The sequence below is a fragment of the Eubacterium sp. 3_1_31 genome (assembly GCF_964249515.1).
GTDB classification, from domain to species: domain Bacteria; phylum Bacillota_I; class Bacilli_A; order Erysipelotrichales; family Erysipelotrichaceae; genus Longicatena; species Longicatena caecimuris.
Map to the genome: position 1 here is coordinate 1 of NZ_CAXUBY010000025.1, position 26,177 is coordinate 26,177.

General features: G+C 36.4%; 33 protein-coding genes and 1 pseudogene. 6 read left to right on the plus strand and 28 right to left on the minus strand.

Annotation, left to right across the window (positions count from 1 at the left end; all coding sequences use genetic code 11):
• The 3 genes from ACESSZ_RS10410 to ACESSZ_RS10420 all read right to left on the minus strand — a co-directional run.
• On the minus strand, nt 1–74 hold a 74-nt coding region (locus ACESSZ_RS10410), incomplete at its 3' end, for an integrase DNA-binding domain-containing protein (RefSeq protein WP_499842799.1).
• A 78-nt stretch (nt 75–152) separates the two neighbouring features.
• Entirely contained in the window at nt 153–356 is a 204-nt protein-coding gene (locus ACESSZ_RS10415; protein ID WP_002610247.1) for an excisionase, read from the minus strand.
• A complete protein-coding gene (locus tag ACESSZ_RS10420; protein ID WP_173816749.1) occupies nt 356–1,417 on the minus strand; it encodes a replication initiation factor domain-containing protein in 1,062 nt (353 codons plus the stop codon). The genes ACESSZ_RS10415 and ACESSZ_RS10420 overlap by 1 nt, the downstream gene beginning before the upstream one ends.
• A gap of 495 nt (nt 1,418–1,912) precedes the next feature.
• Between ACESSZ_RS10420 and ACESSZ_RS10425 the strand changes: the two genes are divergently transcribed.
• The 4 genes from ACESSZ_RS10425 to ACESSZ_RS10440 all read left to right on the plus strand — a co-directional run bounded on the left by ACESSZ_RS10425 (nt 1,913) and on the right by ACESSZ_RS10440 (nt 4,023).
• Nucleotides 1,913–2,548 (plus strand): helix-turn-helix domain-containing protein, encoded by a 636-nt coding sequence (locus tag ACESSZ_RS10425; RefSeq protein ID WP_015527883.1) that lies wholly within the window; start codon nt 1,913–1,915, stop codon nt 2,546–2,548.
• 269 nt (nt 2,549–2,817) lie between these two features.
• The gene (locus ACESSZ_RS10430) at nt 2,818–3,459 is read left to right on the plus strand and encodes a DUF2178 domain-containing protein (RefSeq protein ID WP_015527882.1); all 642 of its coding nucleotides are present in this window, start codon (nt 2,818–2,820) and stop codon (nt 3,457–3,459) included.
• Between the two features lie 3 nt (nt 3,460–3,462).
• Nucleotides 3,463–3,666 carry a helix-turn-helix transcriptional regulator gene (locus ACESSZ_RS10435; RefSeq protein ID WP_015527881.1) on the plus strand — a complete coding sequence of 68 codons (204 nt, stop codon included), beginning with the start codon at nt 3,463–3,465 and terminating at the stop codon, nt 3,664–3,666.
• A gap of 99 nt (nt 3,667–3,765) precedes the next feature.
• Complete coding sequence (locus ACESSZ_RS10440) at nt 3,766–4,023, plus strand: hypothetical protein (RefSeq protein WP_055157184.1); 258 nt, start codon at nt 3,766–3,768, stop codon at nt 4,021–4,023.
• A 248-nt stretch (nt 4,024–4,271) separates the two neighbouring features.
• Here ACESSZ_RS10440 and ACESSZ_RS10445 read toward each other — a convergent pair.
• Nucleotides 4,272–4,634 (minus strand): annotated as a pseudogene (locus ACESSZ_RS10445) (helix-turn-helix transcriptional regulator); the annotation flags it as partial.
• Nucleotides 4,635–5,011: 377 nt separating this feature from the next.
• Between ACESSZ_RS10445 and ACESSZ_RS10450 the strand changes: the two are divergent.
• Nucleotides 5,012–5,647, plus strand: a complete 636-nt coding sequence (locus ACESSZ_RS10450) for a type 1 glutamine amidotransferase family protein (RefSeq protein WP_117547542.1) — start codon at nt 5,012–5,014, stop codon at nt 5,645–5,647.
• A gap of 351 nt (nt 5,648–5,998) precedes the next feature.
• Here ACESSZ_RS10450 and ACESSZ_RS10455 read toward each other — a convergent pair whose 3' ends face one another.
• The 10 genes from ACESSZ_RS10455 to ACESSZ_RS10500 all read right to left on the minus strand — a co-directional run bounded on the left by ACESSZ_RS10455 (nt 5,999) and on the right by ACESSZ_RS10500 (nt 13,720).
• On the minus strand, nt 5,999–6,568 hold the full coding sequence (locus ACESSZ_RS10455; protein WP_008688200.1) for a flavodoxin family protein: 570 nt from the start codon (nt 6,566–6,568) through the stop codon (nt 5,999–6,001).
• A gap of 2 nt (nt 6,569–6,570) precedes the next feature.
• Nucleotides 6,571–7,206, minus strand: a complete 636-nt coding sequence (locus tag ACESSZ_RS10460; protein ID WP_117547541.1) for a TetR/AcrR family transcriptional regulator — start codon at nt 7,204–7,206, stop codon at nt 6,571–6,573.
• Nucleotides 7,207–7,484: 278 nt separating this feature from the next.
• The gene (locus tag ACESSZ_RS10465) at nt 7,485–8,021 is read right to left on the minus strand and encodes a flavodoxin family protein (RefSeq protein WP_117547540.1); all 537 of its coding nucleotides are present in this window, start codon (nt 8,019–8,021) and stop codon (nt 7,485–7,487) included.
• A gap of 1 nt (nt 8,022) precedes the next feature.
• Complete coding sequence (locus ACESSZ_RS10470; protein ID WP_008688193.1) at nt 8,023–8,421, minus strand: FMN-binding protein; 399 nt, start codon at nt 8,419–8,421, stop codon at nt 8,023–8,025.
• Complete coding sequence (locus tag ACESSZ_RS10475; protein ID WP_008978483.1) at nt 8,408–8,899, minus strand: MarR family winged helix-turn-helix transcriptional regulator; 492 nt, start codon at nt 8,897–8,899, stop codon at nt 8,408–8,410. Before ACESSZ_RS10475 ends, ACESSZ_RS10470 begins: the two co-directional genes overlap by 14 nt.
• A 141-nt stretch (nt 8,900–9,040) precedes the next feature.
• Nucleotides 9,041–9,949: a pseudouridine-5'-phosphate glycosidase gene (locus ACESSZ_RS10480; protein WP_117547538.1), complete on the minus strand. Its 909-nt coding sequence runs from the start codon at nt 9,947–9,949 to the stop codon at nt 9,041–9,043.
• A gap of 2 nt (nt 9,950–9,951) precedes the next feature.
• On the minus strand, nt 9,952–10,908 hold the full coding sequence (locus ACESSZ_RS10485; RefSeq protein ID WP_117547537.1) for an eIF2B alpha/beta/delta subunit family protein: 957 nt from the start codon (nt 10,906–10,908) through the stop codon (nt 9,952–9,954).
• A gap of 2 nt (nt 10,909–10,910) precedes the next feature.
• Complete coding sequence (locus tag ACESSZ_RS10490) at nt 10,911–12,290, minus strand: PTS transporter subunit EIIC (protein ID WP_499842792.1); 1,380 nt, start codon at nt 12,288–12,290, stop codon at nt 10,911–10,913.
• Nucleotides 12,291–12,362: 72 nt separating this feature from the next.
• Nucleotides 12,363–13,223: a PRD domain-containing protein gene (locus ACESSZ_RS10495; RefSeq protein ID WP_008688183.1), complete on the minus strand. Its 861-nt coding sequence runs from the start codon at nt 13,221–13,223 to the stop codon at nt 12,363–12,365.
• Nucleotides 13,224–13,228: 5 nt separating this feature from the next.
• Nucleotides 13,229–13,720 (minus strand): PTS sugar transporter subunit IIA, encoded by a 492-nt coding sequence (locus tag ACESSZ_RS10500; RefSeq protein ID WP_008688181.1) that lies wholly within the window; start codon nt 13,718–13,720, stop codon nt 13,229–13,231.
• A 513-nt stretch (nt 13,721–14,233) separates the two neighbouring features.
• On the opposite strand from ACESSZ_RS10500, the gene ACESSZ_RS10505 reads away from it, so the two are divergent.
• On the plus strand, nt 14,234–15,268 hold the full coding sequence (locus tag ACESSZ_RS10505) for a M42 family metallopeptidase (RefSeq protein WP_117547535.1): 1,035 nt from the start codon (nt 14,234–14,236) through the stop codon (nt 15,266–15,268).
• Between the two features lie 57 nt (nt 15,269–15,325).
• Here ACESSZ_RS10505 and sigK read toward each other — a convergent pair whose 3' ends face one another.
• The 14 genes from sigK to ACESSZ_RS10575 all read right to left on the minus strand — a co-directional run bounded on the left by sigK (nt 15,326) and on the right by ACESSZ_RS10575 (nt 26,039).
• Nucleotides 15,326–16,060, minus strand: coding sequence for an RNA polymerase sporulation sigma factor SigK (gene sigK, locus ACESSZ_RS10510; RefSeq protein ID WP_008688178.1), 735 nt, complete (start codon nt 16,058–16,060; stop codon nt 15,326–15,328).
• A 587-nt stretch (nt 16,061–16,647) separates the two neighbouring features.
• A complete protein-coding gene (locus ACESSZ_RS10515) occupies nt 16,648–17,700 on the minus strand; it encodes a hypothetical protein (protein ID WP_008978490.1) in 1,053 nt (350 codons plus the stop codon).
• A gap of 3 nt (nt 17,701–17,703) precedes the next feature.
• Complete coding sequence (locus ACESSZ_RS10520) at nt 17,704–17,937, minus strand: GNAT family N-acetyltransferase (protein WP_499842793.1); 234 nt, start codon at nt 17,935–17,937, stop codon at nt 17,704–17,706.
• Nucleotides 17,938–18,106: 169 nt separating this feature from the next.
• Nucleotides 18,107–19,300: a site-specific integrase gene (locus ACESSZ_RS10525; protein ID WP_044477098.1), complete on the minus strand. Its 1,194-nt coding sequence runs from the start codon at nt 19,298–19,300 to the stop codon at nt 18,107–18,109.
• Between the two features lie 79 nt (nt 19,301–19,379).
• Complete coding sequence (locus ACESSZ_RS10530; RefSeq protein WP_009905235.1) at nt 19,380–19,583, minus strand: excisionase; 204 nt, start codon at nt 19,581–19,583, stop codon at nt 19,380–19,382.
• Nucleotides 19,584–20,003: 420 nt separating this feature from the next.
• Nucleotides 20,004–20,261 (minus strand): helix-turn-helix domain-containing protein, encoded by a 258-nt coding sequence (locus tag ACESSZ_RS10535; RefSeq protein ID WP_009905237.1) that lies wholly within the window; start codon nt 20,259–20,261, stop codon nt 20,004–20,006.
• Entirely contained in the window at nt 20,242–20,682 is a 441-nt protein-coding gene (locus ACESSZ_RS10540; RefSeq protein WP_018112814.1) for an RNA polymerase sigma factor, read from the minus strand. Before ACESSZ_RS10540 ends, ACESSZ_RS10535 begins: the two co-directional genes overlap by 20 nt.
• 542 nt (nt 20,683–21,224) lie before the next feature.
• Complete coding sequence (locus tag ACESSZ_RS10545; protein ID WP_022621582.1) at nt 21,225–21,482, minus strand: hypothetical protein; 258 nt, start codon at nt 21,480–21,482, stop codon at nt 21,225–21,227.
• Between the two features lie 58 nt (nt 21,483–21,540).
• On the minus strand, nt 21,541–21,717 hold the full coding sequence (locus ACESSZ_RS10550; RefSeq protein ID WP_166460160.1) for a hypothetical protein: 177 nt from the start codon (nt 21,715–21,717) through the stop codon (nt 21,541–21,543).
• A gap of 61 nt (nt 21,718–21,778) precedes the next feature.
• Nucleotides 21,779–22,552 carry an ABC transporter permease gene (locus tag ACESSZ_RS10555; protein ID WP_016728876.1) on the minus strand — a complete coding sequence of 258 codons (774 nt, stop codon included), beginning with the start codon at nt 22,550–22,552 and terminating at the stop codon, nt 21,779–21,781.
• A gap of 5 nt (nt 22,553–22,557) precedes the next feature.
• Nucleotides 22,558–23,367 (minus strand): ABC transporter permease, encoded by an 810-nt coding sequence (locus ACESSZ_RS10560; RefSeq protein ID WP_069432110.1) that lies wholly within the window; start codon nt 23,365–23,367, stop codon nt 22,558–22,560.
• Nucleotides 23,360–24,286, minus strand: coding sequence for an ABC transporter ATP-binding protein (locus ACESSZ_RS10565; RefSeq protein WP_016728878.1), 927 nt, complete (start codon nt 24,284–24,286; stop codon nt 23,360–23,362). Before ACESSZ_RS10565 ends, ACESSZ_RS10560 begins: the two co-directional genes overlap by 8 nt.
• A 136-nt stretch (nt 24,287–24,422) precedes the next feature.
• Nucleotides 24,423–25,340, minus strand: a complete 918-nt coding sequence (locus tag ACESSZ_RS10570; RefSeq protein WP_069432109.1) for a sensor histidine kinase — start codon at nt 25,338–25,340, stop codon at nt 24,423–24,425.
• Nucleotides 25,341–25,346: 6 nt separating this feature from the next.
• Nucleotides 25,347–26,039 (minus strand): response regulator transcription factor, encoded by a 693-nt coding sequence (locus tag ACESSZ_RS10575; protein WP_021360404.1) that lies wholly within the window; start codon nt 26,037–26,039, stop codon nt 25,347–25,349.
• Between the last annotated feature and the right edge of the window lie 138 nt (nt 26,040–26,177).

The window sequence follows — 26,177 nt, forward strand, 5'->3', positions numbered from 1 at the left end:
TATTTTCCGTCTGTTCGTTGGCTCTCTCCAGTATGCAGGATACGTTCTTTGCTATCCCGTCTTTTTTCTTTCATGGTGTCTGCTCCTTTCCTTGTTGGAAAGAGCCTTGATATGACTTGTGTTCATCATAACACATACAAGGCTCATTTGCATTAGATTGCGTCCAATTTGTCAATGACCTTTTCAAATTGTCGGCGTTTAATCTGTATGCGGTTGCCATTCATAATGAGCCAGCCAGCGTCCTTGTTTTCCTCTGCCAATCGTCTTAACTTGTTTTCTCCGATACGGAAATATTTTGACGCTTCTTCAATGGTAAGGGTGTACTTTTCCCATACAGGAATATCGTTGTTATTCATTAGATACCCCCTTTCCCTTGTTTTGTGTCATACTGGATATAGGGGATAAGGTCGGTGCGGTTTATCCTCTGTAAGTGGGCGGTTAGTTTGCTGGAAAGGGAATTACTGTATCTTGCCTTATCAAGCATAGTTCCCACTTTTTCCAGTCCACCTAATGCGTCATGTTCTTCTAAGAAGTAAAAACTTTTGACAGCGGAAATCACGCCACCCTCTGTGAGCCATTGCTGTGTTTCTTCAAGAGAATTATGTAGTTTCGGTACTTGCACTTTCAAGACTTCCACAGCCCCTAAAAAGCGTTCCCAAAACCGACACGTTTTCCATCTGCTCTTATTACTTTCATTTCTGTTTGGCACGACAAAGCGTAGGTTGTTTGCCAATAGCCCGAAAGCCAGTTCCCCAAGTTCCAGCGGTCTGTCTTTGAATGTCATGGCAAAAGCATGAGCCTTATCATCACGCAGTTGCATTTCTGTCCGTTTCCAACTGCCGACTTCATCAAGTGTCTTATTATGTTTTGAACAGACTTCCTTATCCTTATCATAAAAGCGGTAGGACAATCCCGATTTACCAGCACCGATATAAACAGTCTTTGCGGTGTCGAAATCATCAAACTTGCTTTCGTCAAAGTGGTAGCCCTCACTATTAGAAATAAATTCCTCTTTTTCGCATTTCTTCTTTATCTGCTCTATGGTAAAGAATGGCTTTTCGTTCTTATCATCAATGGCAATATCAAGTCTTGTAAAATGGAAGTTATCCAGTCCGTATCTTCGCTCACAACGTCGGAACATATCTCCAAAGGTACAATTCCTACTATCGAGAATACGGAAAATATCATCACAACCTCTGCCAGTCATAACAAGATAACAGCCTAGCCCCTGTGGGTTGTCCTCTGTCTTTCTTGCGTCCCCCGATACATAAATATCTCCAATCTGCCAGCGTGCTTGATAAGTCTTGAATTTTATCGTTGCTGGATAAACATTGAAAATGTCAGTCGGTAAACCTAAAATGTGCATGATTACATCTTCAGCGGTTGCAGTATCAAATACAATGCTGATGTAATCAATCTTAACGGATAAATTTTTGTGTGTAGTTATAGTGCATTACTCCTTTCGTACTTCCCGTTTTTTTGCGGGGTAAAAATCGTGTTTTGTCCTTTATTTATCACAGTTTCTAGGTACTATGACATGTATGCGCAGGGCGGTGTTACATATACGCCCTTTACGAACGCCTAAAGGCGTTCCCTTTCTTCCTGTGTCTGCCCCGTTCTTAACGCTCACGAGCCTTGTAAGGCTCGTGGCTAAACGGAACAGCCCAGTCAGAAACCCGATTTTCAGTCTGATAGTCCATGTCTATTCATGCTATCAAAGTGAAAATATCTATTCTATATGCTTACTCAAGCGTGTGATTGACCCTAGCGTGCTTAATCGCTCTATCTAACACGATAATAACGCCATTAGAATTACTTGTCAAGAAGTTTTTGTTGACTTTTGGATATAGATTAAGTATGATATGCTTATAAACGTCAAAAAAAGCAACGAAAGGAGCGGTTATACTAAGTTATGGAGCATTATGAAAAGAAAATCAGTTTCTTAGGAGAAAACATACAGACCATAAGAAAACACAGAGGAATGAAACAACAGGAACTTGCGGACAAAATCGGTATCAATATGCAGAGCCTTTCCAAGATTGAACGTGGTGTGAATTATCCTACCTTTGATACGTTAGAAAAGATAATGGACGTGCTGGGTGTAACCCCAAATGAATTACTGTCGGGAGAATGGAAGTATGTTAATCAAGCCGAAAAGGAAGTCTGCCAGTTTTTAAGAATTGAAGAACGACTAAATGCAGAATTAAAACATGGGCATTATGACAACTTCTTTGACAGCGAAGAAGAATGGCTGGAATATGAGTTGAAAAAGTTACGGGAATATATTACCGACTACATCAACGGAAAAAGCATTGTAGCGTCCGACCTTTATCCAATCAAAGAATTTATCCAGCATTTGAAGTTTCAAAAACTGTTAGACCACTATGATGATTTATACAGCATGGATATGTTCGGTGAAAGCATAGAGGGACATAAATATAGGACACCTTATCAAGTCGTAAAAATGATAAACCCCAATTCAAAAGAAGATATGGAATTATTACGGGAAGTATTGAAAAATAACGATTTTGATGATGAGGACGAGTAACCCTTTTCCTCTTTGTAGAAGATACAGCAAACAAAAAGCCCAGTAAAGAGTGCAAAGCACCATCAATGGTGGCAAGGCTCTTGACAGGGCTTTTCCTTTACTGTTTGTGGCAGACAAGAGGAAGAAAGGGACAAAATCTGATTTGTAGTAAATTATATAAAAACGATATGAGATGTATTTGTATCATTTTCTTGTTGACACCATTTATATTAAGTGATATATTTGTCTTATAAAGATACAAAAACATCACATTGAAAAGAGGGATGATTATGACAAAAAAACAAATGAAACAAGTTATCTTTATGGGAGTAGGGTGTGTAATATTACTGATTGCAGGGATAATTTACTCTTTATTATTTAACGACGCACGCTGGGTTAAAAACATGGATATGTCTAATTATGTATTTTCCATAAAGGATATACCAATGTTGATAGTCGGTGCTTTGATAGCTATTTATGTCTTATATGTAACAGTTATCTTCTTTAAAAACGCCTTTTCTAAAAATTTTAAAGACAAAAACTATTCAAGAACAGTATCTTCATATTGGGGACTGTGTGGAATATTTGGATTTCTAGGTTTTAGCGGTTTTTGGACTTATTTTGAATATGGGAAAATATATCCTTTTGTATTCTTTATATTTTTTGGCTTTTTCGGCTTTTTCTTTGAAGGAAAACTTTCTCACACTTTAGAAGATGAACTTTTTTTAGAAAATAAAAGAAAAGCAGAAATAAACGCCTATAAAGTAGGATTTAAACTTCTCTTTATAGTCATTTGGCTTATGGCAATAGGAATGTTTTCTCGTAATGTGGAATGGTGTGCAATTTTTATGCTCATTTCTGTTTCACTTATCTATGCTTTAGTCATTTTTCTTAGCAACTATTTATTATACCGCTACGAAAAAGGAGAATAAGTCATGGTAGAAGATTTCATGTGCAACTTAAAGGTATATCGTGTAGCACAAGGTTTAACACAAGAACAACTGGCAGAAAAAGTCGGGGTTCGTAGAGAAACAATTATGAGGTTGGAAAAAGCACAATACAATCCATCTCTAAAACTGGCGATTGATATTTCACGGGTTCTCAATGCACCGATAGAAGATATTTTCATTTTTAAATAAGATAGTGGTAGTAAATTCGGTTCTATGTGATATTGGGAACAATAGAATATTAAGTTTTACATCAATATAAGAGTAATGCAACTATAATGTTAATTTGTATTGCTTGGAGGAACAATACCTGATGAAGATGATAATGATGTCATCGCAGAACAACTTGCAAAAATCAGTGAACAGATGGCAATTAAGAATAGGCGTAGCAAAAAAATTTGGAAAATTGCTGGGGTTATATTCCTAGTAATTGTGCTATTGAATATCCTCTTGATAATATTTAATATGTCAGTATCTAAAAACGTTTCAACAGATAGTAGCACCACTTTCATAGAAATAGGTGAAGATGATGTGATTGATGTAGAATAATTTCCAACATACAATCCCAGTTTGACAACTTTATATCCATACACACAAAGCAGTTAGTCTTAGGATTGACTGCTTTTTAACAAAAGACACCACTCAGGTGTAAAGGGTGTCTTTTTAGTGCTATTTTATTGTCATATCAAGGCTCATTCAATTGTGGTAAATTCGTGGTAAATTAAATAATTTTCTATACTTCAAAGTGCTTGAAAGTATAGTGTTTATGCGGATAATCGCAAATTAGATATAAAATTTTGATTAACCTTTAGTTCAATTTCTTTAGCCCTTTCTGTGGGTATAAAACTTTTGACTTTCGCAAGTGCATTTCTTAATTCATCACTCTGTATCATGTTTGAAATACTGGAAAGTCCTATTAGAATAGCGGAAAGATCAGCAGTTGAAAATACCTTTTTATCAATCTTATAATTTGGCATGATCTCAAATCCACCGCCAACTCCCGATGTAGAACGAATAGGAATGCCTGCCAATTCAATAGCATCTATGTCACGGTAGATTGTGCGTAATGAAACTTCAAACATGTCCGCTAACTCTTGTGCGCTAATACGATTTTTATCAAGGAGAACCAAAACTATACTTATTAGTCTATCAACTTTCATTTGGTTACCACCTTTCAAATTTACTTATTTTATTATAGATTGTTGTCATAATGGTGTCAACGATAGTGTGATACACTAAGTAACGAAAGGAGTCTATAATAAAAAGAAAAAATTCTTAGTAATCATTACTGTTCAAAATGACAATAAAGAATTATAAGGAAATTATCGGATATGTAAACATCCTATGTAATAGACGATAAATAATGATATTCATGTGCCATACATTAGATCAGATAATTTAATAGTTGTCATAATAAACAGCAACTACTAGAAAAGTTTCACTATTATGATGCAAAGAATGTAATTAATTTGTATGAAATTTAAAGCTTAGGAACTTTTAAAAGTGGATAATAAGCAAACGAAAATGGAGGAATTTTATGGTTACCGTTTATGTTTATATTCTTGATACTTTAGCAGATTGGGAATTAGGTCATGTTATTTCAGAGCTTAAATCTGGTCGTTTCTTTAAGAAAGATGCACAACGTATAGCACTCAAAACAGTTAGCTGCTCTAATGAGCCTATCCACACAATGGGTGGTATGACAATAGTACCCGACTGCTTAATCGATGATATTGTTGTGAATGAAACAAGTGTCTTACTCTTACCGGGCGCTGACACTTGGAGCGATCCAAAACATGGTACAATTATTGAAAAAGCGAGCGAATTTCTTTCTTTAGGTGCTACTGTTTGTGCAATTTGTGGAGCCACTGTAGCACTTGCTAACTATGGGTTATTGGATAATCGTCCCCATACAAGTAATGGGATAGGTTATCTAGACATGTTTTCTCCTTGCTATGAAGGGAAAAATCATTATATTGATAAGCCCTCTGTGGCAGATAATAACCTTATTACAGCAAGTTCAGCCGGAGCCTTGCTATGGTCAAAACAAATTATTAAGCATTTAAATGTCTTTCAATCAAGCACCCTGGAGTATTGGTATGAATATTTCAGTACAGGAGAACCAAAGCATTTCTTTGCTCTTATGCAAAGTTTGTCATCTAACGATGAATAAATGTTATACGCTTTGCTTAAAGAGAATGATATCTTGTGAAACTGCTAATCGTTTCAAATTAGCGTCATGAGGAACAATTATTTTGACAAACTGGAGAATGGTTATCTTCCAATTTTCAATATCAAACAGAAAATGCCGATTTTTAATAAACTATATAAGAACATATACAGAATGCAAAAGAATTATTAGTGAACGTCTTCCGCTTTTACGCAATGTCTTATATGAAGTTTTAAGTATCCTATCCCATTAAAAAATGACGTAAATGCTACGTCATTTTCATTTTATCTTGTATTCTCTAATCATCTTGCTATCTTTCCAATATTAAGCATATAAGTAAACAATACAATCCATTTATTTCACACACCGCTCTATCTTTTTAATTAATGCCGGGGATAGTTTCTTTCTATTAGCCGCATTTGCACACACAATTTTTCCTATAGGTTTCATACCTGCTGTTTTGAAAAATTCATCCATATTACGGATTGCCCCTCTGCTTTGACCAAAAATCCATGAAAACGGTGCAGGAGTATTACAGGAAGTTAATAGCAAATATTTCTTGCCTTTTAAACGTGGTTTGGGGAAAGTTGTCGTTTCTTCCATTGCTGTTCCTAATAATCTATCAAACAAATTTTTGACCGGTGCTGGCACATTTGCCCAATAAACAGGTGCTGCCAGAAATACAATCAAGGATTCATGTAATAAGGCAACAATTTCTTGTATATCATCTTTTTGAACACAAACTTTGGTATCCATACAAGCCCGACAACCTTTGCAGAAAGAAATATTTTTTTCATATAAATTTACTTTCCTTACTGTATATCCCCTTTCTTCTGCTTTATGAACTGCACAATCAAACATAGCTGCTGTCATCCCATTTGTATGGGGACTACCAAAAATGGCAAGTACATTCTTTTCATTCATAGTCATTTCTCCTTTGCAATAGATTGATACAACATTTGAAAACCACAATCCAAAAATTGCTTTTTCGATAAATTCATCGTACTTTGAATATAGTTCTCCTTATTTGTAGCTAGTTGAATAAGTCCTGATAGCATCCCCCAAAAAGTAAATATAGTTGGGATAATTTTCAGATCTTCACGCAAATCACCGTTTTCCATACCAGATATCAGAAAATCTTTTAACTTATCGTTTATTTTTTCTCCTATTTGATACGTTTCCTTCTCCTCGGGCAAACAATCATTATTTTCAAAGTCAATATTGATGTTATCTAATACCATTTTAAAATAAAAAGGAAATGCTTCTTGATACTGCACCAATCCACGACAAATAAAATCATATTTTGTTTTCGTTGTTTCCTTTTGTACTAACGCAGAAGATATAGAATCGTAAAGTTTTCGCATACTATCTAAAACCAAAATACCGATAATTTCCTCCTTGTTCTTAAAATAAACATAAAGGGTCGCTTTGCTGTATCCGGCTGCTTTTGCTATATCATCCATAGAAGTCGCCGTAATACCCTTTTGCATAAATAAGGTAGATGCTGCTGCAGCAATCTTTTCCCGATGAGTACTTTTCGGCTCTTTTTTCCTTCGTCCCATTGTCTCCTCCTCTTATAATTAAACTCACAGTTTAATTATAAACAATTTCCAGTGCTCATGTCAATTTAAATGGTTTCTTTCGTGTACAATTGACTTTTTTGGTTTATTTTTATTAATTGACGATCATCTCCCTTTCACATGAAAAAAAGGCAGCTTCCATTTCTATTAGAAGCCACCGTTTCATAAAACATACAATCATACCATATTAAGGCACTTTCCTTCCATTTTCAAATTATCAAGGTTGAAATGAGGCCAGCTCATATAGGTTACGCATATATCTATGCGTTACTGCATCCATTTACCTTTTTTAAGAACATATCCACATATTTTTTATCTATCCAATCATGGGCTTTTCCTTGCGTATTTACCAACGCACGCATAGATGCATCCATTTCCGAAACCTCTTTCCCCTGTAAAGCTTTGCGTAATGAGCGACATAATGCTCTGTCTTTGAAATTCATCTTCTCTTCATCATATGTCCCTTGCCCATAGGAAAACGAAATCGTAAGATTACAATTCTTCATGTTATTCATTTTAATTTCTTCAAGATAATCATCACAATACGCACTTGCCCCTACCGCAAATACATGAATTTTTTTCATCTTAATATGACGTTCCATTTTCTTTACATACTTCATCCCAGCAATTTTTCCGGCATAAATACCTCCTACAAGGATAATACGATCGGCTGTTTCTAACATTTGCTTCTTACATTGCTTTAATTCCGTCGCAGGATCCCCTAACGCATGTGATATCATTTCTGCATAGCGTTGGGATGCGCCATATTTTGATGTATAGATAATTAAATTCTTCATGTTATTCTCCTTTTTCCATCGCCTGTTCGGCAGCCTTTAAAATGCATACACTGCTAATGGTTGCTTGTGATACAGTATCTACCTCTAAGGATTGTTTCTGCAATACATCGCTTACGATATTTTCAGCAGCCTTTCCTAAACCATGTTCATGGGTAATGATTTTCACATCGGCTATGCGTTTGTTTTCAATATACACTTTGACCTTTGCGGATACAGGAAATATGCTATAACTTCCTTCATACACACCATCCTTTATTGCTGCAAGTTTCGGTGTATGAAGCTTTATCCGGTTTGTTTTTTGTGTAATATCCTGTAATAATACAACGATGGAAATGCCGATTCCCACCAAACCCACAAGTACACAGATAGCAATGCGTTTCATTTTTTTATGCTTTTTCACTTTTTGTCCTCTTTTCCAAACACTCTACTCCCTCATATAAACGCATAAACAATTGAAACAATTGTTGTAATTCTTCATTGCTGTAGTGTTCAAATACATACGTAAGCTCTGTTTGATAATTCACAAATACCGTATCAAAGAAATCATGCATCTTTGGTGTAGGAACAATTGTAGCTGCCCGCACATCTGCTTTGTTTTTTTTGATGGTTACATAACCGTTTCGTTCTAAAACAGCTGCTAACTTTTTAACATTTTGTCTCGAACACCCCATCATACTACCTAATTGAGTAAAGGTCATCTGTGTATCTGCTTGGCGAATTAATGACAGCAACATAAACTGCTTTAATGTGATATCTGGGATCCGTTCATCAAAAATAGTCTGCAAACGATTCCCTAATATGAATAAAGTACTAAAAATAGCTTTTTCCTGTTGCTCACGCGTCTTTGAAAAACGTTGTATCAGTTCCTGTAGTTCCATGTTTATCTCCTTTATTAGTAACAAGTTACTCATATTATAGCAACTTGTTACGTATTTAGCAAGATAAATAATTAAAAAATAAGAAATGTTTGTGGCATCAAAAAGAGGAGATAAGTACAATCTCCTCTACATTCATATTATCTATTTAAAATATTCAACCGCCAGCTTTGCACCTAGCTTTGCATTATTGTATACTAATGCAATATTTGCTTTAAGACTTTCACCATGACTGTTTTTAACGATTTCAGCTAACAGAAAAGGTGTAACGGCTTTTCCTTTAATTCCTTTTTCATCAGCTTCTTTTACTGCTTGCAAAATCAAAGAATCAATATATGCCTTATCCATAGAATCTTCCTTAGGTATAGGATTGGTAATTAAAATGCCACCTTGTAAACCTAATTTCTCTTTTGTATGTATTAAGGCACTGATATCTTCAACACAATCCATTCTCGTGTTTAATTTATACTCACTTTCAGCAGTAAAAAATTGTGGTAAATATTCTGTTTTATATCCTACGACGCAAACCCCCTTCGTTTCAAGATATTCTAATGTTCTCGGCAAGTCTAAGATTGACTTCGCCCCTGCGCAAATAACGTTAACATCCGTTTGTGCAAGCTCTTCTAAATCAGCTGAAACATCTAGTGTCTGTTCATATCCACGATGAATTCCACCTATTCCGCCTGTCACAAAAAATTTAATACCAGCAAGTTTCGCACATATCATCGTAGTTGCAACCGTAGTAGCGCCCATTTTCTTTTCAGATAAAACCTGAGCCAAATCTCTACGTGAAACTTTCGCAACATCCTTTGCGGTTGCCAATGTTTGTAAATCTTCATCATTTAAACCAATTTTAATTTTTCCATCCATAATTGCTATGGTTGCTGGTACTGCCCCTTGCTCACGGATAATAGCTTCACAATTTTTCGCCATTTCCACATTTTGGGGATACGGCATTCCATGTGAAATAATTGTCGACTCTAAAGCCACGACTGCTTTATTACCTTCAATTGCCTTTAGCACCTCATCCTTTATATCTAAAAATGCATTCATATTTATTCACCCTCCTTAATGTTATCCCATAATTTTGACCAGTAATGCAACATCTGGGATGGATGCAGAACACCGAATTCCGTAACGATTCCTGTTATATCACTTGCTGGTGTCAGATCGAAAAATTGGTTTATGACTTCTACTTGATCAAAATCCTTAAAATCATCTTCATCTACGAGCTCGCATTTATCTCTTCTTTCTAAAACCACTTTTTCACCATTTAAGGTTCTTATATCAAGTTTATATAATTCACTTGCAAAATAAACTGGTATCTTGCAACTTTGTGCAAGACGCGCAATTTGCGCACTCCCCATCTTGTTCGCGACATCGCCATTGGTACAAAGTGTGTCTGCTCCCATAATGATCATATCTGCCTCATTCATAAACTCGTATACCGATGCATCTGAGATAAACATCGTTTCAATACCTAATCGAGTTAATACATTCACAGCATTTCGTGATTCACGTAAAGGCCTTGATTCCGTACAAATAACCTTAAAGCGTTTCTTGTCATTTGCTGCTGATCGAAAGATTCCCATCAGTGTACTACTATAGCTGTGCATCAAAACAACATCATGATCATGAATAAGATGAGATCCAATTTCCCCGACTTTTTCTACAGCTACAAACGATTGTTCAATAATATTATCACATAAGTGAATCACCTTTTCTTTTAGTATGTTTACTTCCATCGTTTCATCTAATTCTTGCATAATGGCTTCACAGCTATTATAAATTGTTGCCATTGTTGGCTTTAATTCATACATCTGTTTTTTTAAATAGGTGAACCGTGTTTTGATTTCGCTAAAAGTTTTTAAATCCTCTTGTTGCAAAGCAAGCTTAAATGCCCAAGCAGCTGCTCTACCAAAAGGACTTCCTCCCTTGACATTCATATTGCGTATTTCTTCTATTACATGATCAGCTGATTGAAATGCAATATCTTTTACTCGATTTTTCATTACTATGCATTCTCCTTTTCATCAATTCCCATCAAATAAGTTAAAACAAAAGTTATGAGGCCACCAACAACACAGCCTAACATCAAACCGCCAAAACCTGCTCCCAAATAGACTGGGAATGTATAAATACTTAGTGCTACCGCTGACACTGTTCCAGCTCCTGCTGCTCCAGTAATTGCGCCACCAATAGCACCACCTATACATACTGCGATAAATGGTTTTTTATATTTAAGGTTTATACCATACATTACAGGCTCAATGACGTTACCTGAAAAAAATGATGTTAAACTTAAGGTTAGTGCATTTTTCTTAATTTTCTTATCTTTTGCTTTTAAAGCAACAGCTAATCCGGCTGTAATTTGACAAATCAAAGATGGCGCATGCGTCATAATAATCATATCTCTTCCATACATTGCAATATTAGGCGCAGATACAAGCCCTAGAATAGCGATGTGCATACCAAAGATAATCAATATTTGCCAGATTCCGCCTATGATAGCACCTGCTAATACAGGGCTCAACTCATATGTCGATCTAAACAAATTCGCAAACAATTCTCCACCCCATACCCCTATAGGGCCAATCACAACAATAAGTAAAGGAATTACAATTAATGCACTCAGAAACGGAACAAAGATACTGCGTAAGGCATTCGGAAGTATTTTACGTAAAATAAATTCACATTTAGATATCAAATAGGCCGAACAGATTGCTGGTAAAATGGAACTACCATAATAAACATTGGTTACTGGTATCCCTAAAAAATTGACGCTTGTCGCATTGGCAAATATTGCCGAAAAATTAGGATATACCAATAATCCAACTACCATTAATGTAATGGATATATTCGCCTTAAAATATTTAGCTGCTGACCAGCCAATAAAAATAGGGAAAAAACCATATAAGACATCACCTGCAACACTCAATATTTGGATCGTCGTATTTGTTTCTGATACCCCAGCGAGTACAGCAAGTTTCGCCAAAGCCGTAATGAAACCGGCTGCCAACATTGCCGGTATAATAGGACTGACAATTCCGGATAATAATGCTATCAGATTTTCAATGAATTTACCTTTTTTAGGAACATCCGCATCTAAATTTTCCTGAATCATTTCTTTATTTACATCTACAGTATCACCAACTAGTGTACTTGCTTCTGCAAACACCTCATCTACAATTCCACCCAATACGACTTGATATTGTCCACCTATGACGACAACCCGCATCACACCCTCAATTTTTTCCAATTCATTCTTTTTAACTTTCGCATCATCCTTCAAATTAAGACGTAGTCGTGTCATACAATGTGACATTTCTTTGATATTATCTACTCCACCAATACAATTCAAAATTTCCTTTGCCATGTTTTTAAAGTCTGCCATGTTTTTACACCTCTCTCTTTCTACTGCTAACCTTTTTATGACATCAACATATAAACGTACTGTATAATTTTTTTATTTTCCTCCCTTCTGTTTTAAAATGGGGACGATGTGCATTGTCAAATATGCCGCTTCTTCATCACTTACATTTAAGTGCAGTTCAGATTTCATAAAATCAGATATCTTAGCAGCATATTCCCATTCTTCCCCATGTGCTATCTTTAAAGAACGTGAAACCTCATCCATAAACGTCCTGTCGAATGTTTTCTTCTCATCCGTAATAAGACGATTGAATAAGCATTTTAAATGAATCAATAATCTTCCATATAAATATGAATTTTTATCAAGTGTATAATCTGTTAATGTATCTATATAATTTACCGTCCTTTCCAAATCCTTCATAATTGTTTTGTTTTGCAAACTGCTTAAATTAGATAACGCATTGATATAGTGAAAAGCAAGAAAAGCTGCTTCATGTTCATCAAAATCTGTATGTAACGCTTGATTGATGATAGCAATGGAATGTAATGCGGCATGAAACTCATTCGTATGAAACATCTTAATTTCATTTAGCAATGGATTCTCTATTTTCTGTTTATCTTGCCATGTCGTATAGGCGAAGTATATGTGATCTAAAAGCGATAGATACAACACGTCTTTAAATTTCGTTTGTAAATCTTCTTCCGCTGTTTTAATGACTTTCTCAACGATCATAAATAATGCATAAGGCATTTTATTCAAAATGGTTTCGATATATTTTTTATTACTAGTATCACTAACAAAGATACGCTCGATAAGTTGTTTATCCACAAGTGAATGGATTGTTCGATTACATTTAATACCTATTGCTTTCCCTAAGATAATCACTTCGTGATGATGTTCATCCATTGCACTAATAGCATTATTGTTAATCGATTTTAGATAGAAGTATTTCATTGTAATTACCTCCTAATACATTTCAATACAACATCCCCCTCATAAATATCCTGTTCTTCTCTAATTGCTTTGATATCATATTCAGCACTGTTTGTGACAAATACATAAACATCCGGTAGTATCCCCAATTTTTTAAATGTGATAAGATCTATCTCACATATAGGCTGCATTTTTTTTACTACGTCATGTACCTGTAACCTGCTTTCAATCGTATTTTTCTGTAGTTTTACTGTATCTACACCAATATGTAACATTACATCCATTCCATTCTTTGTTTGTATTCCAATGGCATGTTTAGTCGGAAAGATTGATGTAACAACACCTGAAACAGGAGCATAAATCTGTGAATCACTGGCTCTTACAAAGAATCCTTCGCCAAGTGTTTTTAATGCAAAAACTTCATCATTAGATGTTTCTAAACGCTTTAACTTACCTTCACACGGTGAAACGATTTCTGTTTCATTTACTTTTTGATTTTTAAATATCGAAATTCGCATACTTCATACCTCCAGAGAACAAAAAAAAGGCCGCATCAAATATATGATGTGGTCTAGCATTAAGTAAATGGATTGATTCCTTAATTCGCTAACCTTTATACATGTATAGTATAGCAAGGTATGGAAGCGTTTGCAACACCTATTTTTTATTTTATGAAATATCCAAGAATACAACAAAAATAATCCTATGATCACTTCTATATCACAGATATTGATATAGTTAATACATGGCTTTTTCACGGTGTTGCTTTTAAGCATATGGCAAAAGCTTATTCTATTGCAATATACATACATTAGACTACTGTTTTCAGGATCAAAGCTCCCCTGTGGTTTTAACAAAAACTTCCCTTTTATTTCCTAAGGCTCTCTTATCAAACTACGTAGTTTCACATTGGAAAAATAGGATATCGCGTAATTTTAACAATTGTTAATAATCACCATCACAGCTTTCAGCTTTACTTGTATCTCCCCTGAAAAACTGTTAAAATAATCTTCAGAAAAGAGGTAATCTGTATGGAAATTAATAAGAAAACAATTGAGCGTGTAACCAAAAAACTGATAGAAACGCCAAGCCCTGTCAGCTATTATGAAGAAATCACACCCGTCATGGAAGCCTTAGCTACAGAATTTGGCTATGCGGTCAGTTATGATCGCAAGCGCACCATCTATATTAAAGTAGAAGGTGAACATCCAGAAAAAACTATATGTGTGGGTGCACATTTAGATACCATTGGTTTGATGATACGTCATATCAATGAGGATGGTACATTGGCACTGCGTAATTTAGGTGGCATTAACTATAATAACATTGATGGAGAATGTGTGCATGTTCATACTCGCGATGGCAAATGCTATAGCGGATTGGTTGCTTGTACTTCGCATTCCACACACGTATTTGATGATGCACGAAGTGCTGTTCGCGAAGAACGTAATATGATGGTCGTATTAGATGAGCATGTCAAGTGTGCACAAGATGTTCGTGCCTTAGGTATTGAACATGGTGATATCATCTCCATTGATCCAAATTATCATTATACCGAAAAAGGGTTTATCAAGTCACGCCATATAGATGACAAAGCGGCAGTAGGTGCTGTCTTTGCCGTACTGGAGAATTTACAAAAAGCGCAGAAAAAGCCATATTACAATGTGCTCTTTGCTTTCCCCTTTTATGAAGAAATCGGACATGGTGGTGCTTGGCTGCCTCCTGAAGTTGAAGAATATGTAGCTTTGGATATCGGCTTGATTGGCCCAGATCATTTAGGAGATGAATATAGCGTATCCATTTGCGCAAAGGATAATTATACACCCTATGATCGCGGCTTGACCAGTAAGCTTATCCAATTAGCAAAAACAAACAATATTCATTATTGTGTGGATGTTTTTTATCATTATGGAACAGATGCCAGTGCCGCAATACGTGCTGGTAATAATGTATATGCTGCCGCCTTTGGCATGGGATGTTTTTCAAGTCATGGAATGGAGCGCTGCCATATTGATAGTGTTGTTGAAACGGCAAAATTATTATATGCCTATCTGTTAAGCAAATAAACTATATAAAAACCTGAGAACAGAGACATTTCAAATGTTATACTGTTCTCAGGTTTTTTATTCTTTAAATATATTAATCCGTGGTTCTTTTTCGCCATGCTTTGCTTCTTCTTTTTGAAACTCACGATACAATTTCATAAATGCTCTTTTTTCAATACGTGAAACATATGATCTGGAAATATGCAATTGCTTGGCAATTTCTCGCTGCGTTTCTTCTTCTACACCGTATAAACCAAATCGTTTCGTAATGATTTCCAATTCCCTGGAATCTAAAACATGTAGAAATTGTTTTAGTTTACTAATATTATCTTCAACGACCATATCTTCAATGATACTTGTTTCTTGCGGAGAACTGATTGCATCAATCAGCGTAATCTCACTTCCATCCTTATCCGTTGCAATAGGATCATTAAGCGATACATTCTGAAAATAATTTTTAGAACTACGTAAATACATCAATATTTCGTTTTCTATACAACGCGAAGCATACGTAGTTAATTTATGCCCTTTTTCTGGTTTAAAAGAGTCAATTGCTTTGATTAAACCTATAGTTCCAATGCTTATTAAATCTTCTGTTTGTTCTTTTTTGATATCATACTTTTTTACGATATGAGCTACTAGTCGCAAATTATGTTCAATTAATTTATTACGACATTCCTCATCCTGCAAGCTTAAGCCGGCAATACAATGTGCTTCTTCTTCTTTATCTAAAGGTTGTAAAAAAGAATTTGAACGTATATAGCCGACATATCCAAGAGCACTGCTTAAAATCTCAAATATCGGAAACAGCATTTCCATCACCTATTGTCAGTATATGAAAAATCTTATCAAGATATGTCTAATCAAGATTCGTGATAATGTGTCGTAAGTATGTAAGTAAGCTATTTGAAACAAGCTTTTTATACTATTGCAAAATATAAAATAGAAACGCTGATATCGCTTAAACGCTTGGTTTTAAGTAATACTTACCAAGCTGCTATCCTATCTCATAGCTGCTTTTTGTAATTTCATAAAAATTCACTGCAGCTTTTTCCAAAAAATCATTACTTCATTTCCATTTCAAGAATATCAAAACTGATGTTCTTTTACATGATCTTTTGTACTGTTTTGTTAATAAGTTTGCTTTCATCCCCTATGTCAAAGCTAGCCTTTTCATTTATCCCATACAATAAAAGATAATAAAAAGTCTTATGGATAGATAACAAACTCGATAAACGATCCATCCTTAAGACTTATATGCTTTGATAAACCACAAAAAATCACAATTAAGTGTCGTATTTACCATATATGTTACGCATCAAATAACTTAATGGTCTGTCATTTTCTTAATACTTACTTATTAAATGAAAGTTTCATGATCAATACCCATTACATGTAGCTTATTTCAAAAAAGGTTGATAATAAACTTTAAAATTCATCTTTTCATTGATTTTTGCTAATGCGATAGCAAAAGCATCTTTATCAAAAACAGCTACATCAATATAAGAATAATAAATACCAACAGCGCCACCCATCGTTCTGGCAATCGACATCTCATATAAAAGTTCATTTATTTCCTTTTCCAGTTGTTGACGAACCAATGCTTCTTTTTCATCCTCATATAGCTTTTCATAATAGAAGTATCCATATTCTCCACCACAGTCTTTGAACTCCTTACACATTTCATAGCTATCGCTTAAGAGTTCTTCTTGTAGCTGTGGATTCGTCGTTACGATTAATTTCATATCTTTTCGCAATGTTTCGCTAACTGGCTTTTCATCAAGTTTATAAGCCATGTAAATAGATAATGGATCATGATATTCCATCCAATCTTGATCAATGATAATATCACAAATATCTTCATACAGGTTTGGCAATAAACAGAAATTTTCTGCCTCTTCATCTGGTGTATCTATGATTTCGATGCTTGATATGCGTGCTTCAAATTCTAACTCACCAATGAATAACTCCAACATAAAAGCAACCATCGACTCACGACGCTTTTCCTCCACATCTTTTAAAGCCTCGCAATATACTTTGATATCGAGCGTTTTGCTTATTTCATTTATCGTATAATAAACATGAAAATCAGCACCAGTAACTTCTTTATCTTTTATACGTAATATCGTATGTATAGCACGCTCACTTAATGGTGGTCGTACGGCATTAATGATCCAATCTTCACTTAATGCTTGCGGAGCATCCTTTTTTAATAATGCTGTGGCAAACTGCGCATTCTTATTTCCTTGTGGTGTAAAGGTCATTTCATAAAAACCTGTATCACTCATCTCAACTTCCATGCCACACGCGCAAATCGTTTTTAAATGTTCATTTAAATCTTGTAAGAGATGTGTAATCTCATGGTGATCATTTTCTCGTAACGCATGCTCTAGTTCTTCACGGTTTAATATAAAATATTTCCAAAAGTTTTGTACACGATGTTTGATATACATAAGTTATTCCTCACTTGTCCTAAGCAGCATACAATACTGCGTTAAATCATATTCCTCATGAGTAATGGTACTCATCAGATGAAAACCAATTTGTTCATATAATGGTAAATTATCTTTATGATGTGTCTCTAACGTGATATCGCGATGTTCTTTGATTGCTTCCTGTTTTACTTCCTGTAAGAGATGTCCCGCCAAACCATGATGACGCATTGCTTTATCAGTGTTATCGTAAATCACAAAGTAATTTTTGACTATCTTTTCAAAAGTTCTTATATGCCGGTATAGCCTATTGTTACAGGCTTTTCCGGCATTTTTCATTGTGGAAGATACTCTCAAATCTTCTTATATCCCCGTATGTTTTTGTGTTCAAAAGTAGTATGTGGAGTAGTAAATTCTCCATTTACTACTATGCAATCAGCCGCTTCATTTCGGTTATTGACGTTTCGGAAGTTGTGTGTGCGTAATAGTTCAGCGTCATATTGATGTTGGAATGTCCCATGATGTATTGCAATGCTTTAGGGTTCATTCCCGCATTTGCTAACGTGGTGCAGAATGTGTGGCGTAAGGTGTGCGGTGTCATTACCTTTGGCAATGCGACCTTTTGCGTTTTGTTGTATTTCCTTACAAGCCCCCGGAACATACTTTCATAGTTGACTGCCACTTTTGGCAAGCCGTTCCGGTTAAGGAACAGAAACTTTGTGTAGCCCTCTAAAATAACAGGCTGTACATATTTCCGTTTATTTAGCACCCGTTGAAATGCTTCCAACACTTTTTCACTCATAGGAATAACCCGGTTGCCGCTTTTCGTCTTAGGCGTTTCCACATAGTAGCCCACATCTGCAATCTTCAAAAGTTGGTGGTCTACATTGATAAGCTGTTTGTCTAAGTCAATGTCAGCTTCCGTCAGTCCGCAGAGTTCCGAAATGCGAAGCCCTGTCCCTAACAGTATGATAATCTCGTCGTAGTATTTCTGATAGACTTTATCATGCTGTACAAAGGACAGAAAAGCCGCTTCCTGCGTAGGGGATAGAGGTTCCTTTGGTTCCGTATCATCTTCAAGGACTGTGTTCAACTGGAAGTCAAATGGATTTTTACGAATACAATCGTCCTGTATGGCTGTGTAAAAGGCAGCCTTTAAGGAACGCTTGTGGTTGTTGATAGTCTTGAAGCCGTAACCTTTTTCTTTCATGCGTAACGCCCATTCCTTTGCGTCGGAGAGCTTCACATTTTCAATCCGGCAGGCTCCAAGTTTATCCTCCTGCAAAATCCGCATGAGCTGTTTTCGCCCCTGCTTTGTACCATGCCGCACATTTGCCCGGTGGCGTATCTGCTTTGCGTAGAGTTGGCAGACCGTCATTTTCTTTCCGATATGGTCGATACCGTCGTCAAGGTCTTTTTGGATTTCTTTCTCTTTTTCCCTCAACGCTATATCGTCGCGCTTTCCTGCCGGGGTTTTGTCCGTAGGCACTAACTTCCAAGAATAAACAAACTGCGGTTTCCCAAAGGTATCTATATATTTGTAGGCATATCTCCCGTCTTTTCTCTGGCTCTCTCCGGTGCGGAGAATACGATTTTTATTATCCCGTCTTTTTTCCGACATCGTTATGCTCCTTTCCATAATGGAAAGAGCCTTGATATGCTTGACTACATTGTACCACATTCAAGGCTCGATTTCACTATTAGATTGCGTCCACCGTATCAATCATTTTTTCAAACTGCTTACGCTTAATCTGAATACGGTTTCCGTTCATCATTACCCAGTCCGGGACGGGATTTTCTTCTGCCAGTTTCCGCAGCTTGCTTTCTCCGATACGGAAATATTTTGCTGCTTCTTCTATGGTAAGAGTGTACTTTTCCCAAATCGGCACGTCGTTATTGTTCAATTTGTCGTCCCCCTTTCTTAATGGGTCAAAAATCAATCTGTAACATAGGCTTTAATCGGACGGCTATTAGCGTAACCTCATGGGACTTGCACCCCTCCGGCGGTCTGCCGAAGCCCTACCCATTGCCTGCGACGCTTCTAACGCTCGGACTATGGCTGTAAGGAAGTATCATTATGTATTCTGTGCGTTATCGCCCGCAGGCTGCTATCCCTGCTTTACGGTGTGGTATTTCTCGCTCGCTTTTCTGTTAAGAGAAAGGTCATGGCGTACCCGCCGCATGGCTCGGCACAAAAGGAACGTATCCGATTTGCCTTATGCTGCGTCGCCGTTCTATTGCGCCGCTTTCTTTATCAAAGAGCAGGGGGCTGTCTTGCGGTATGGAACGGAAAAGGGGAAAGAAGCGTTCCAATATCGCGTAGGTTATTCAGCCCGAAAAGTGAGGATAGCCCTCATCAGTCTTGCTTGCAGCCGTTCCCGAATATCCTCGTCAACGCCATAATAGACATTGCCGCGCTCGTCGTAGAGCTTCCGCATGGAAAGACTTGCTATGTAGCCGCTGAAATGCTGCAAGACCATTTTCATAGCGTCCGGGTCGCCTTTGCTCGCCGCCAAAATAACGGGATAGGGAACAAGGGCATTTTCCGGGTAGTCGTTTTGATTACCATTCGTTCCATTCATCAGCGTGTTCCTCCAAATATTTCTTTAACAGTTCAAAAGAGCTTGTCCGTCTGTACTGTATCGTGCTGCGCGACGTATTGAACATTTTTCCGATTTCCACGTCAGTCATGCCCTCGAAATAGTACAGAAGTATAGCAGTTCTCTTTTCTTCCGGCAGGGTGCGTATTGCTTCAAGCAATAACTTCGGGGTTATTTCTTTTCCTGCCATTTGATAAGTCGGCTCGGCTGTTTCAGCTTGAAAATATTTATCCGTAGTGTAAAGCTGCCGTTCCTCATGCAAGGCAAGGTCACAAAAAGAAACTTCCCGTTTCCTGCGTCGCCGGATTTCATCATGGGCGTTACAGGCTTCGTTGTGTAGCACCCGTTTACAGAAACTTTGAAAGACACATTGCTTCTGAAATTCTCTGCGATTAGGTTCCATGTAATCACCTCCTTTCTGCCGAAAGGCGGTAGTACCTCCCCTTTTCGCGGGATAATACAGACGACTTTTTTAAACGCCGGACGAAAGCGAAAATTTCTTTGAAAAATCTTCTGTAAAATGCAAAATGCGCCCATCTGCAAGGCGCAGACCGACGCATAGGAAATAACAGCAGTATTTAATTGATTTGATAGTTCATCTGTATAGTCGGACTTGTCCGGTGGGGGAGCTATACTTTTTTTAATGAATGTAACCTATGTATGCTGTATAGCAACAAAGAAATCCCCATAGCGGCAGCCCTCCTAAATGCCGCTAATTTATGTTAGCAGTAGACAAAAAGAAGCGGCGGCTCTAAAAATTAAAGCCACCGCTTCAAATGCGCGTGAAAATATGTCTGCGCTACGACGGCTTTTTTTCTTTTGCTGTCGTAGCGTAGAATTAGGAAGTGTGCATAAAAGACACTATTTTTTCAGTAGTGAGGAATCCAAATTACCAAAACTTGTTACTCCACACCGAATAAAACCTACCATATCAAGCTATTTGAATCAGAGTTCAATTCTTGCTTTTGATGGTTTATCTTCACAATAGATAACTTTAATCGTTGTTCCCTTGTCAGGAATTTTGTTTCCTGCGCCAATCCATTTTTGGCAGGTGTAATCTTTGACGCCTATCGTGTATTTGACCTTGATAATATGTGGAAAAGCTGCACCATCCATAGCATGGGTACGGACAGGTTTACGATTTACTTTTAACCACCATTGTTTTGTAACTGAAATTACAGTTCCTGTTGTTTCCTTTTCCATAAGTTATACCTCCGATGTTAATTTAGAATGAGTAATTTTCTATTTAGATAGCTACATATTAAAGCAAACTGCCCTTTAATCCTTTTTTGAAAACCAATACAGCCCTTTCGGTTCCCCAAAATGACATTGTGACAAGGCGATAGCTTTCCTTTTCCATTTCCTCTATTTTGGCATTGATTTTCACTGTCGCATTTTCAATAGTAATTTCTTCTAATAATTCTGTCCTATACATCATATCTTTACCTCCATAATTATTAAATAGATGATACATATTTTCGGTTCAATCTTTTTGGTATTTACCAACCTTTTTTTCTAACTGCTTTTTTCTTCTTACCAACAGTCAATGTACCGGGTTCTTTCTTTTTATTTGCAAGAATAATCATAGAAATCAAGAAAGTCAAAACTATTGTAATGAAAGCGGGGAAAATGTGATAAGTATAACCATATTCCGCACCACAAGTAGGGTCTACTAAAATCATGCTTGCTTTAATCGGATAATAATTTAACAGTGTTCCTTCAAAAGTTCCAAAATATCCATACACAAAAGCTAGTGCAACTCCACCCAAAAAATTATTTGCCGAACAACAGAATATCAGAATAATCGGCAAGACTGAAATATAAATTCCTATATTCGCCCCAGTAACACGAATAAACATATTGAGTAGATTGCCAAAATGAACTCCCGGAAATCCGACAATAATATTGATTACTAATGCTATCACACAACCTATAAGACTAAAGCTGATTGTCAACAGCAATAGAATAAGTAATTTTCCAGAAAGTAACTGTTTATATGGAATAGGAATTGTTAATATATTCTTCATAGTATCGTCTGTATATTCCCTTGTTATGATATAACCTGCAATCAGTGCAATAATAATCGGAAAAAATAAGGTACAATTACTAATCATAACCTGTTGCATAAAATAGTCAAACGTCCATGTCGGTCCACCGTTGGCTGTGGAATAAAACAGTGACAGCAACGGAGAAAGTGTTGTCATAATAATTCCGGCTTTTATTACAGAATATCGTTTTAATTTTAAAAATTCAGTTTTTATTATATTTCTCATATCTTTTACCTCGTCCATTTTTTATAAAAGCGAATTATCAGCCACAAAGAAAGTACAACTGTAATTGCCATAATAAAAATTGTATGGAAAGTAGTTGGTACAATCGCATAGGCTTCCGGCAAAAGATTATCTTTTTGCAAATTATCCATCATTAAGCCGCTTGTCCAGTTCATAACACATATAACCGGAAAAGAATTTAAGAAAGCAATTTTGGCAGCACTTATAGATGTCCCAATCGTTCCCAGTATGCCCCAGTTAAAAATGGAATAAAAAAAAGCAAGCAGGATAGAAAGTAAAAAACTTTTGTTAAAGTAAATAATTAAAAATACAATCGGTAAAGAAGCTGCTACGATAAGAACTCCAAAAATAAGGCTCATAAATATCTTATAAGTCATACCGTAAACCATTCCTACATGAAACAATTTACAAAACAACGCAACAGACAATGTGCTTATCAGACAAAATGCAACGCTGAAAATAAAGAGCATAGAAATTTTTGCCATAATGAGTTGTGTATTTGTAACTGGAATTGTTCTAAGGTTTTTGGAAGTATCACAATCTCTTTCTATAAAAAACAAAATAGCGGCAATGATACCAATTAGACATGGAAGCAAAAAAACTAAACCATATCCCAACATCATTGTATAGACATAATCAAATCGGGTTTGAAGATAGTGTTCTGTTGTATCTGCACCAGTTCCCGCCTTTGCCATATATGCCAAAATCAACGGAAAAAATAACGACAATGACATCAGTGCATACAACAGTCTTTTTCGCTTTAATTTCCAAAATTCGCACTTAATCAGTTTAAGCAATTCCTTCGCCTCCTGTCACACGCTTGAAGTAATCTTCAAGACTTTCTTCACAAGTATGGGCTTCTGATACCTCCAATCCATTTTCTACAAAAGCAGTCACGATTTTTCCTACGGACAAATCAAGATTATGCAAGCGTAAATTGTGGTCGTCCTGTATAGAGAAATGACTCTCATGGAAAGTACGCTCTAAAATTCTTGCTGCCTGTGCGGTATCAGAAAGAGTAAATCGGATATGTTTGCTGCTTTTTTGTTCCAGTTCCGCAAGACTTTCTTCTTCCAATAGTGCGCCATGGTCGATAATTCCAATATCATCTGCTAGCAAAGAAATCTCCGAAAGGATATGACTGGAAATTAAAATTGTTTTTCCCTTTGTATCGCAAAGCTCGCGAATAAAAGAACGTACTTCTGCAATTCCAATCGGGTCAAGCCCATTGATAGGTTCATCTAAAATCAGAAGTTCAGGGTCGTGCATAACTGCAAGTGCAATCGCAAGCCGTTGTTTCATACCAAGAGAATACTGGGAAAACAGTTTTTTGTCTTTATAAGGCAATCCTACCAAATCCAATGTGTTTTTAATTGAATGACGGTTGGGTATGCCCCGTAAGGTAGCAAAAATTTGTAAGTTTTCCGTAGCAGTCAAATTAGGGTAAAAACCGGGTGACTCAATCAGACTACCGATACGGGGCAACAATTTCTTTTCATTCCCCTGCAAAGACTTTCCCCATATTTTAACTTCGCCGGAAGTTGGCTTTGTCAATCCAAGTAGCATTTTCATAGTGGTCGTTTTTCCGGCTCCGTTTCTTCCAAGCAGTCCGTAAATTCTCCCTTTCTGCACATGAATATTTAAGTCAGCGACACTCTTTTGTGAGCCGTACTGTTTGGTAAGATTTTTTGTTTCAATGATATAATTTTTGTCCATATTCAAACCTCCTGTTCTGTAAACTATTCTATCATACCAACCTTGCATTAACCTTGCCGCAACCTTGCATTAACCTTGCAATTTGAAATATTGTCCCAAAAATAATTAAGGCTCCCGTCAAAAGAACGGGAGAACCTTAATTTGCTAAGGGAAAAAGCAAAGTAAATTCCGTTCCTGTTCCCTGTGTGCTATTTGCTGTTATTGTGCCGTTCATTTTTTCTACAAGTTGGTGTGCGATAGAAAGCCCAAGACCGCTGCCTTTTTCAGACCGTCCCTTATCGCATTTATAGAGCCGTTCAAAAATATGCTTCAAATCTTCTTTTTCAATCCCTATTCCATTATCTGCTAATCGGATTTGCATATTTTTTTCCTGCTTTGATAGGATTATTTCTATTTTATCCGCATGACTGTGAGAAATTACATTCTGAATAAGATTGTTCAATATCCGCATATAGCCGTCCGTATCAAGTTTTACCCGGAAAGGCTGTTCGGGAATATCAATATTGTAATCTATCTGCTTATCTTCAAATATGGGTATCCAGTCAATCAAGATATTTCGTGTCAGCTCCGCAGCTTCAACAATATTTATATCCATAGCAAACTCATTAGAATTTAATTTGAACCAGTCAAAAAGAACATCAATATATTCTTTCAAATCGTGAGCTTTGCGGCGGGCTGTTTCGATATAGTCGTCCCTGTCTTTTCCTGTAACAATTCCTTTATGTGCAGCGTCAAGATACCCAATAAGCGTTGTAAGCGGTGTCCGAACATCATGGGAAAGACTTGTCATAAGCTGTCGGTTTGTTTCTTCTGTCTGCCGGACAGTAGAAAGCCTGCTCTCATAAGACACAACAATCTCATTTATTTCATAGGCAAGAGGGGCTACCAGTTCATTTGTTGCAGATAAAATACGTCTGTTTCCATTTCCGTTTTTTACATCAATCAATGCGTCTGTTATCTCGGCTATCTGTTTTTTAACACGTCGAATAGCAAAGCAGGAAACAAGAATAGAGAAAAGTGCAATTATTATGGATAGAAAAATGACTGCTTCCATAGAAAATCAAACCTCCTTGTTAAAACGATAACCGATACCTTTAATCGTTTGAATATATTTTGGACTTCCGGGATTTACCTCTAATTTCTTGCGAAGTCGGCTGATAATCGCCATAATGTTGCTGTCATCATAGAAATATTCCTCTCTCCACACTTCTTCATAAATCTGTTGCTTTGTCAGAATTTTCCCTTGATTTTTCGCGCAGTATAAGAGTAAGTCAAATTCTTTTGGAGGCAATTCAAAAGTTCCATTTTCCGTAGTAACAGAACGATTTTCAATATCAATTTTCAACCCGTCAAATTCAAGTTGCTGTGATATTCCGTCCTGTTGATTGAAACGGGTATAACGGCGTATAAGGGAAACGATACGGGCTATCAGTTCGTCCATGTCAAAAGGTTTTGTCAAATAATCATCAGCTCCTGCCCTTAAACCGCGTACTTTAGAAGCACTGTCATTTTTTGATGTAAACATCAAAATCGGCAGGCTGCTTTCTTTTCTAATTTCTTCCAATGTTTCAAATCCGTCCATACCAGGCATCATAACGTCCAGTATCACAAGTTGATATTCTCTCTCTTTTAATTTTTGTAATCCCTCTTTTCCCGTATTACAAAAATCAGCTTCTATATCTTCTGATAGCACGCTGCGTTTAATCAGCGCACAAAGTTCCTTATCATCATCTATAATCAAAACTTTATTCATGGTATAGCTTGTATGATAATTAGGAAGTTAATTATCACATATTTCCTTTCTTTTAATATCGTGGTTCAATACAATTCAGATACTATGGACTTTTGATTTGTTTTCTGTAGCTTGACTACTCAACTGGAGTGTATTGCC

What these genes read in the sequence shown, in the direction of transcription:
- ACESSZ_RS10525 (WP_044477098.1), bottom strand. Translation starts at nt 19,300, where the DNA reads ATGTCGGAAAAAAGACGGGATAATAAAAATCGTATTCTCCGCACCGGA.
- ACESSZ_RS10430 (WP_015527882.1), top strand. Translation starts at nt 2,818, where the DNA reads ATGACAAAAAAACAAATGAAACAAGTTATCTTTATGGGAGTAGGGTGT.
- ACESSZ_RS10540 (WP_018112814.1), bottom strand. Translation starts at nt 20,682, where the DNA reads ATGGAACCTAATCGCAGAGAATTTCAGAAGCAATGTGTCTTTCAAAGT.
- ACESSZ_RS10550 (WP_166460160.1), bottom strand. Translation starts at nt 21,717, where the DNA reads ATGATGTATAGGACAGAATTATTAGAAGAAATTACTATTGAAAATGCG.
- ACESSZ_RS10435 (WP_015527881.1), top strand. Translation starts at nt 3,463, where the DNA reads ATGGTAGAAGATTTCATGTGCAACTTAAAGGTATATCGTGTAGCACAA.
- ACESSZ_RS10455 (WP_008688200.1), bottom strand. Translation starts at nt 6,568, where the DNA reads ATGAATGAAAAGAATGTACTTGCCATTTTTGGTAGTCCCCATACAAAT.
- ACESSZ_RS10535 (WP_009905237.1), bottom strand. Translation starts at nt 20,261, where the DNA reads ATGAATGGAACGAATGGTAATCAAAACGACTACCCGGAAAATGCCCTT.
- sigK (WP_008688178.1), bottom strand. Translation starts at nt 16,060, where the DNA reads ATGCTGTTTCCGATATTTGAGATTTTAAGCAGTGCTCTTGGATATGTC.
- ACESSZ_RS10475 (WP_008978483.1), bottom strand. Translation starts at nt 8,899, where the DNA reads ATGGAACTACAGGAACTGATACAACGTTTTTCAAAGACGCGTGAGCAA.
- ACESSZ_RS10460 (WP_117547541.1), bottom strand. Translation starts at nt 7,206, where the DNA reads ATGGGACGAAGGAAAAAAGAGCCGAAAAGTACTCATCGGGAAAAGATT.
- ACESSZ_RS10450 (WP_117547542.1), top strand. Translation starts at nt 5,012, where the DNA reads ATGGTTACCGTTTATGTTTATATTCTTGATACTTTAGCAGATTGGGAA.
- ACESSZ_RS10505 (WP_117547535.1), top strand. Translation starts at nt 14,234, where the DNA reads ATGGAAATTAATAAGAAAACAATTGAGCGTGTAACCAAAAAACTGATA.
- ACESSZ_RS10495 (WP_008688183.1), bottom strand. Translation starts at nt 13,223, where the DNA reads ATGAAATACTTCTATCTAAAATCGATTAACAATAATGCTATTAGTGCA.
- ACESSZ_RS10465 (WP_117547540.1), bottom strand. Translation starts at nt 8,021, where the DNA reads ATGAAGAATTTAATTATCTATACATCAAAATATGGCGCATCCCAACGC.
- ACESSZ_RS10480 (WP_117547538.1), bottom strand. Translation starts at nt 9,949, where the DNA reads ATGAATGCATTTTTAGATATAAAGGATGAGGTGCTAAAGGCAATTGAA.
- ACESSZ_RS10575 (WP_021360404.1), bottom strand. Translation starts at nt 26,039, where the DNA reads ATGAATAAAGTTTTGATTATAGATGATGATAAGGAACTTTGTGCGCTG.
- ACESSZ_RS10485 (WP_117547537.1), bottom strand. Translation starts at nt 10,908, where the DNA reads ATGAAAAATCGAGTAAAAGATATTGCATTTCAATCAGCTGATCATGTA.
- ACESSZ_RS10500 (WP_008688181.1), bottom strand. Translation starts at nt 13,720, where the DNA reads ATGCGAATTTCGATATTTAAAAATCAAAAAGTAAATGAAACAGAAATC.
- ACESSZ_RS10565 (WP_016728878.1), bottom strand. Translation starts at nt 24,286, where the DNA reads ATGGACAAAAATTATATCATTGAAACAAAAAATCTTACCAAACAGTAC.
- ACESSZ_RS10545 (WP_022621582.1), bottom strand. Translation starts at nt 21,482, where the DNA reads ATGGAAAAGGAAACAACAGGAACTGTAATTTCAGTTACAAAACAATGG.
- ACESSZ_RS10570 (WP_069432109.1), bottom strand. Translation starts at nt 25,340, where the DNA reads ATGGAAGCAGTCATTTTTCTATCCATAATAATTGCACTTTTCTCTATT.
- ACESSZ_RS10425 (WP_015527883.1), top strand. Translation starts at nt 1,913, where the DNA reads ATGGAGCATTATGAAAAGAAAATCAGTTTCTTAGGAGAAAACATACAG.
- ACESSZ_RS10555 (WP_016728876.1), bottom strand. Translation starts at nt 22,552, where the DNA reads ATGAGAAATATAATAAAAACTGAATTTTTAAAATTAAAACGATATTCT.
- ACESSZ_RS10515 (WP_008978490.1), bottom strand. Translation starts at nt 17,700, where the DNA reads ATGTATATCAAACATCGTGTACAAAACTTTTGGAAATATTTTATATTA.
- ACESSZ_RS10490 (WP_499842792.1), bottom strand. Translation starts at nt 12,290, where the DNA reads ATGGCAGACTTTAAAAACATGGCAAAGGAAATTTTGAATTGTATTGGT.
- ACESSZ_RS10415 (WP_002610247.1), bottom strand. Translation starts at nt 356, where the DNA reads ATGAATAACAACGATATTCCTGTATGGGAAAAGTACACCCTTACCATT.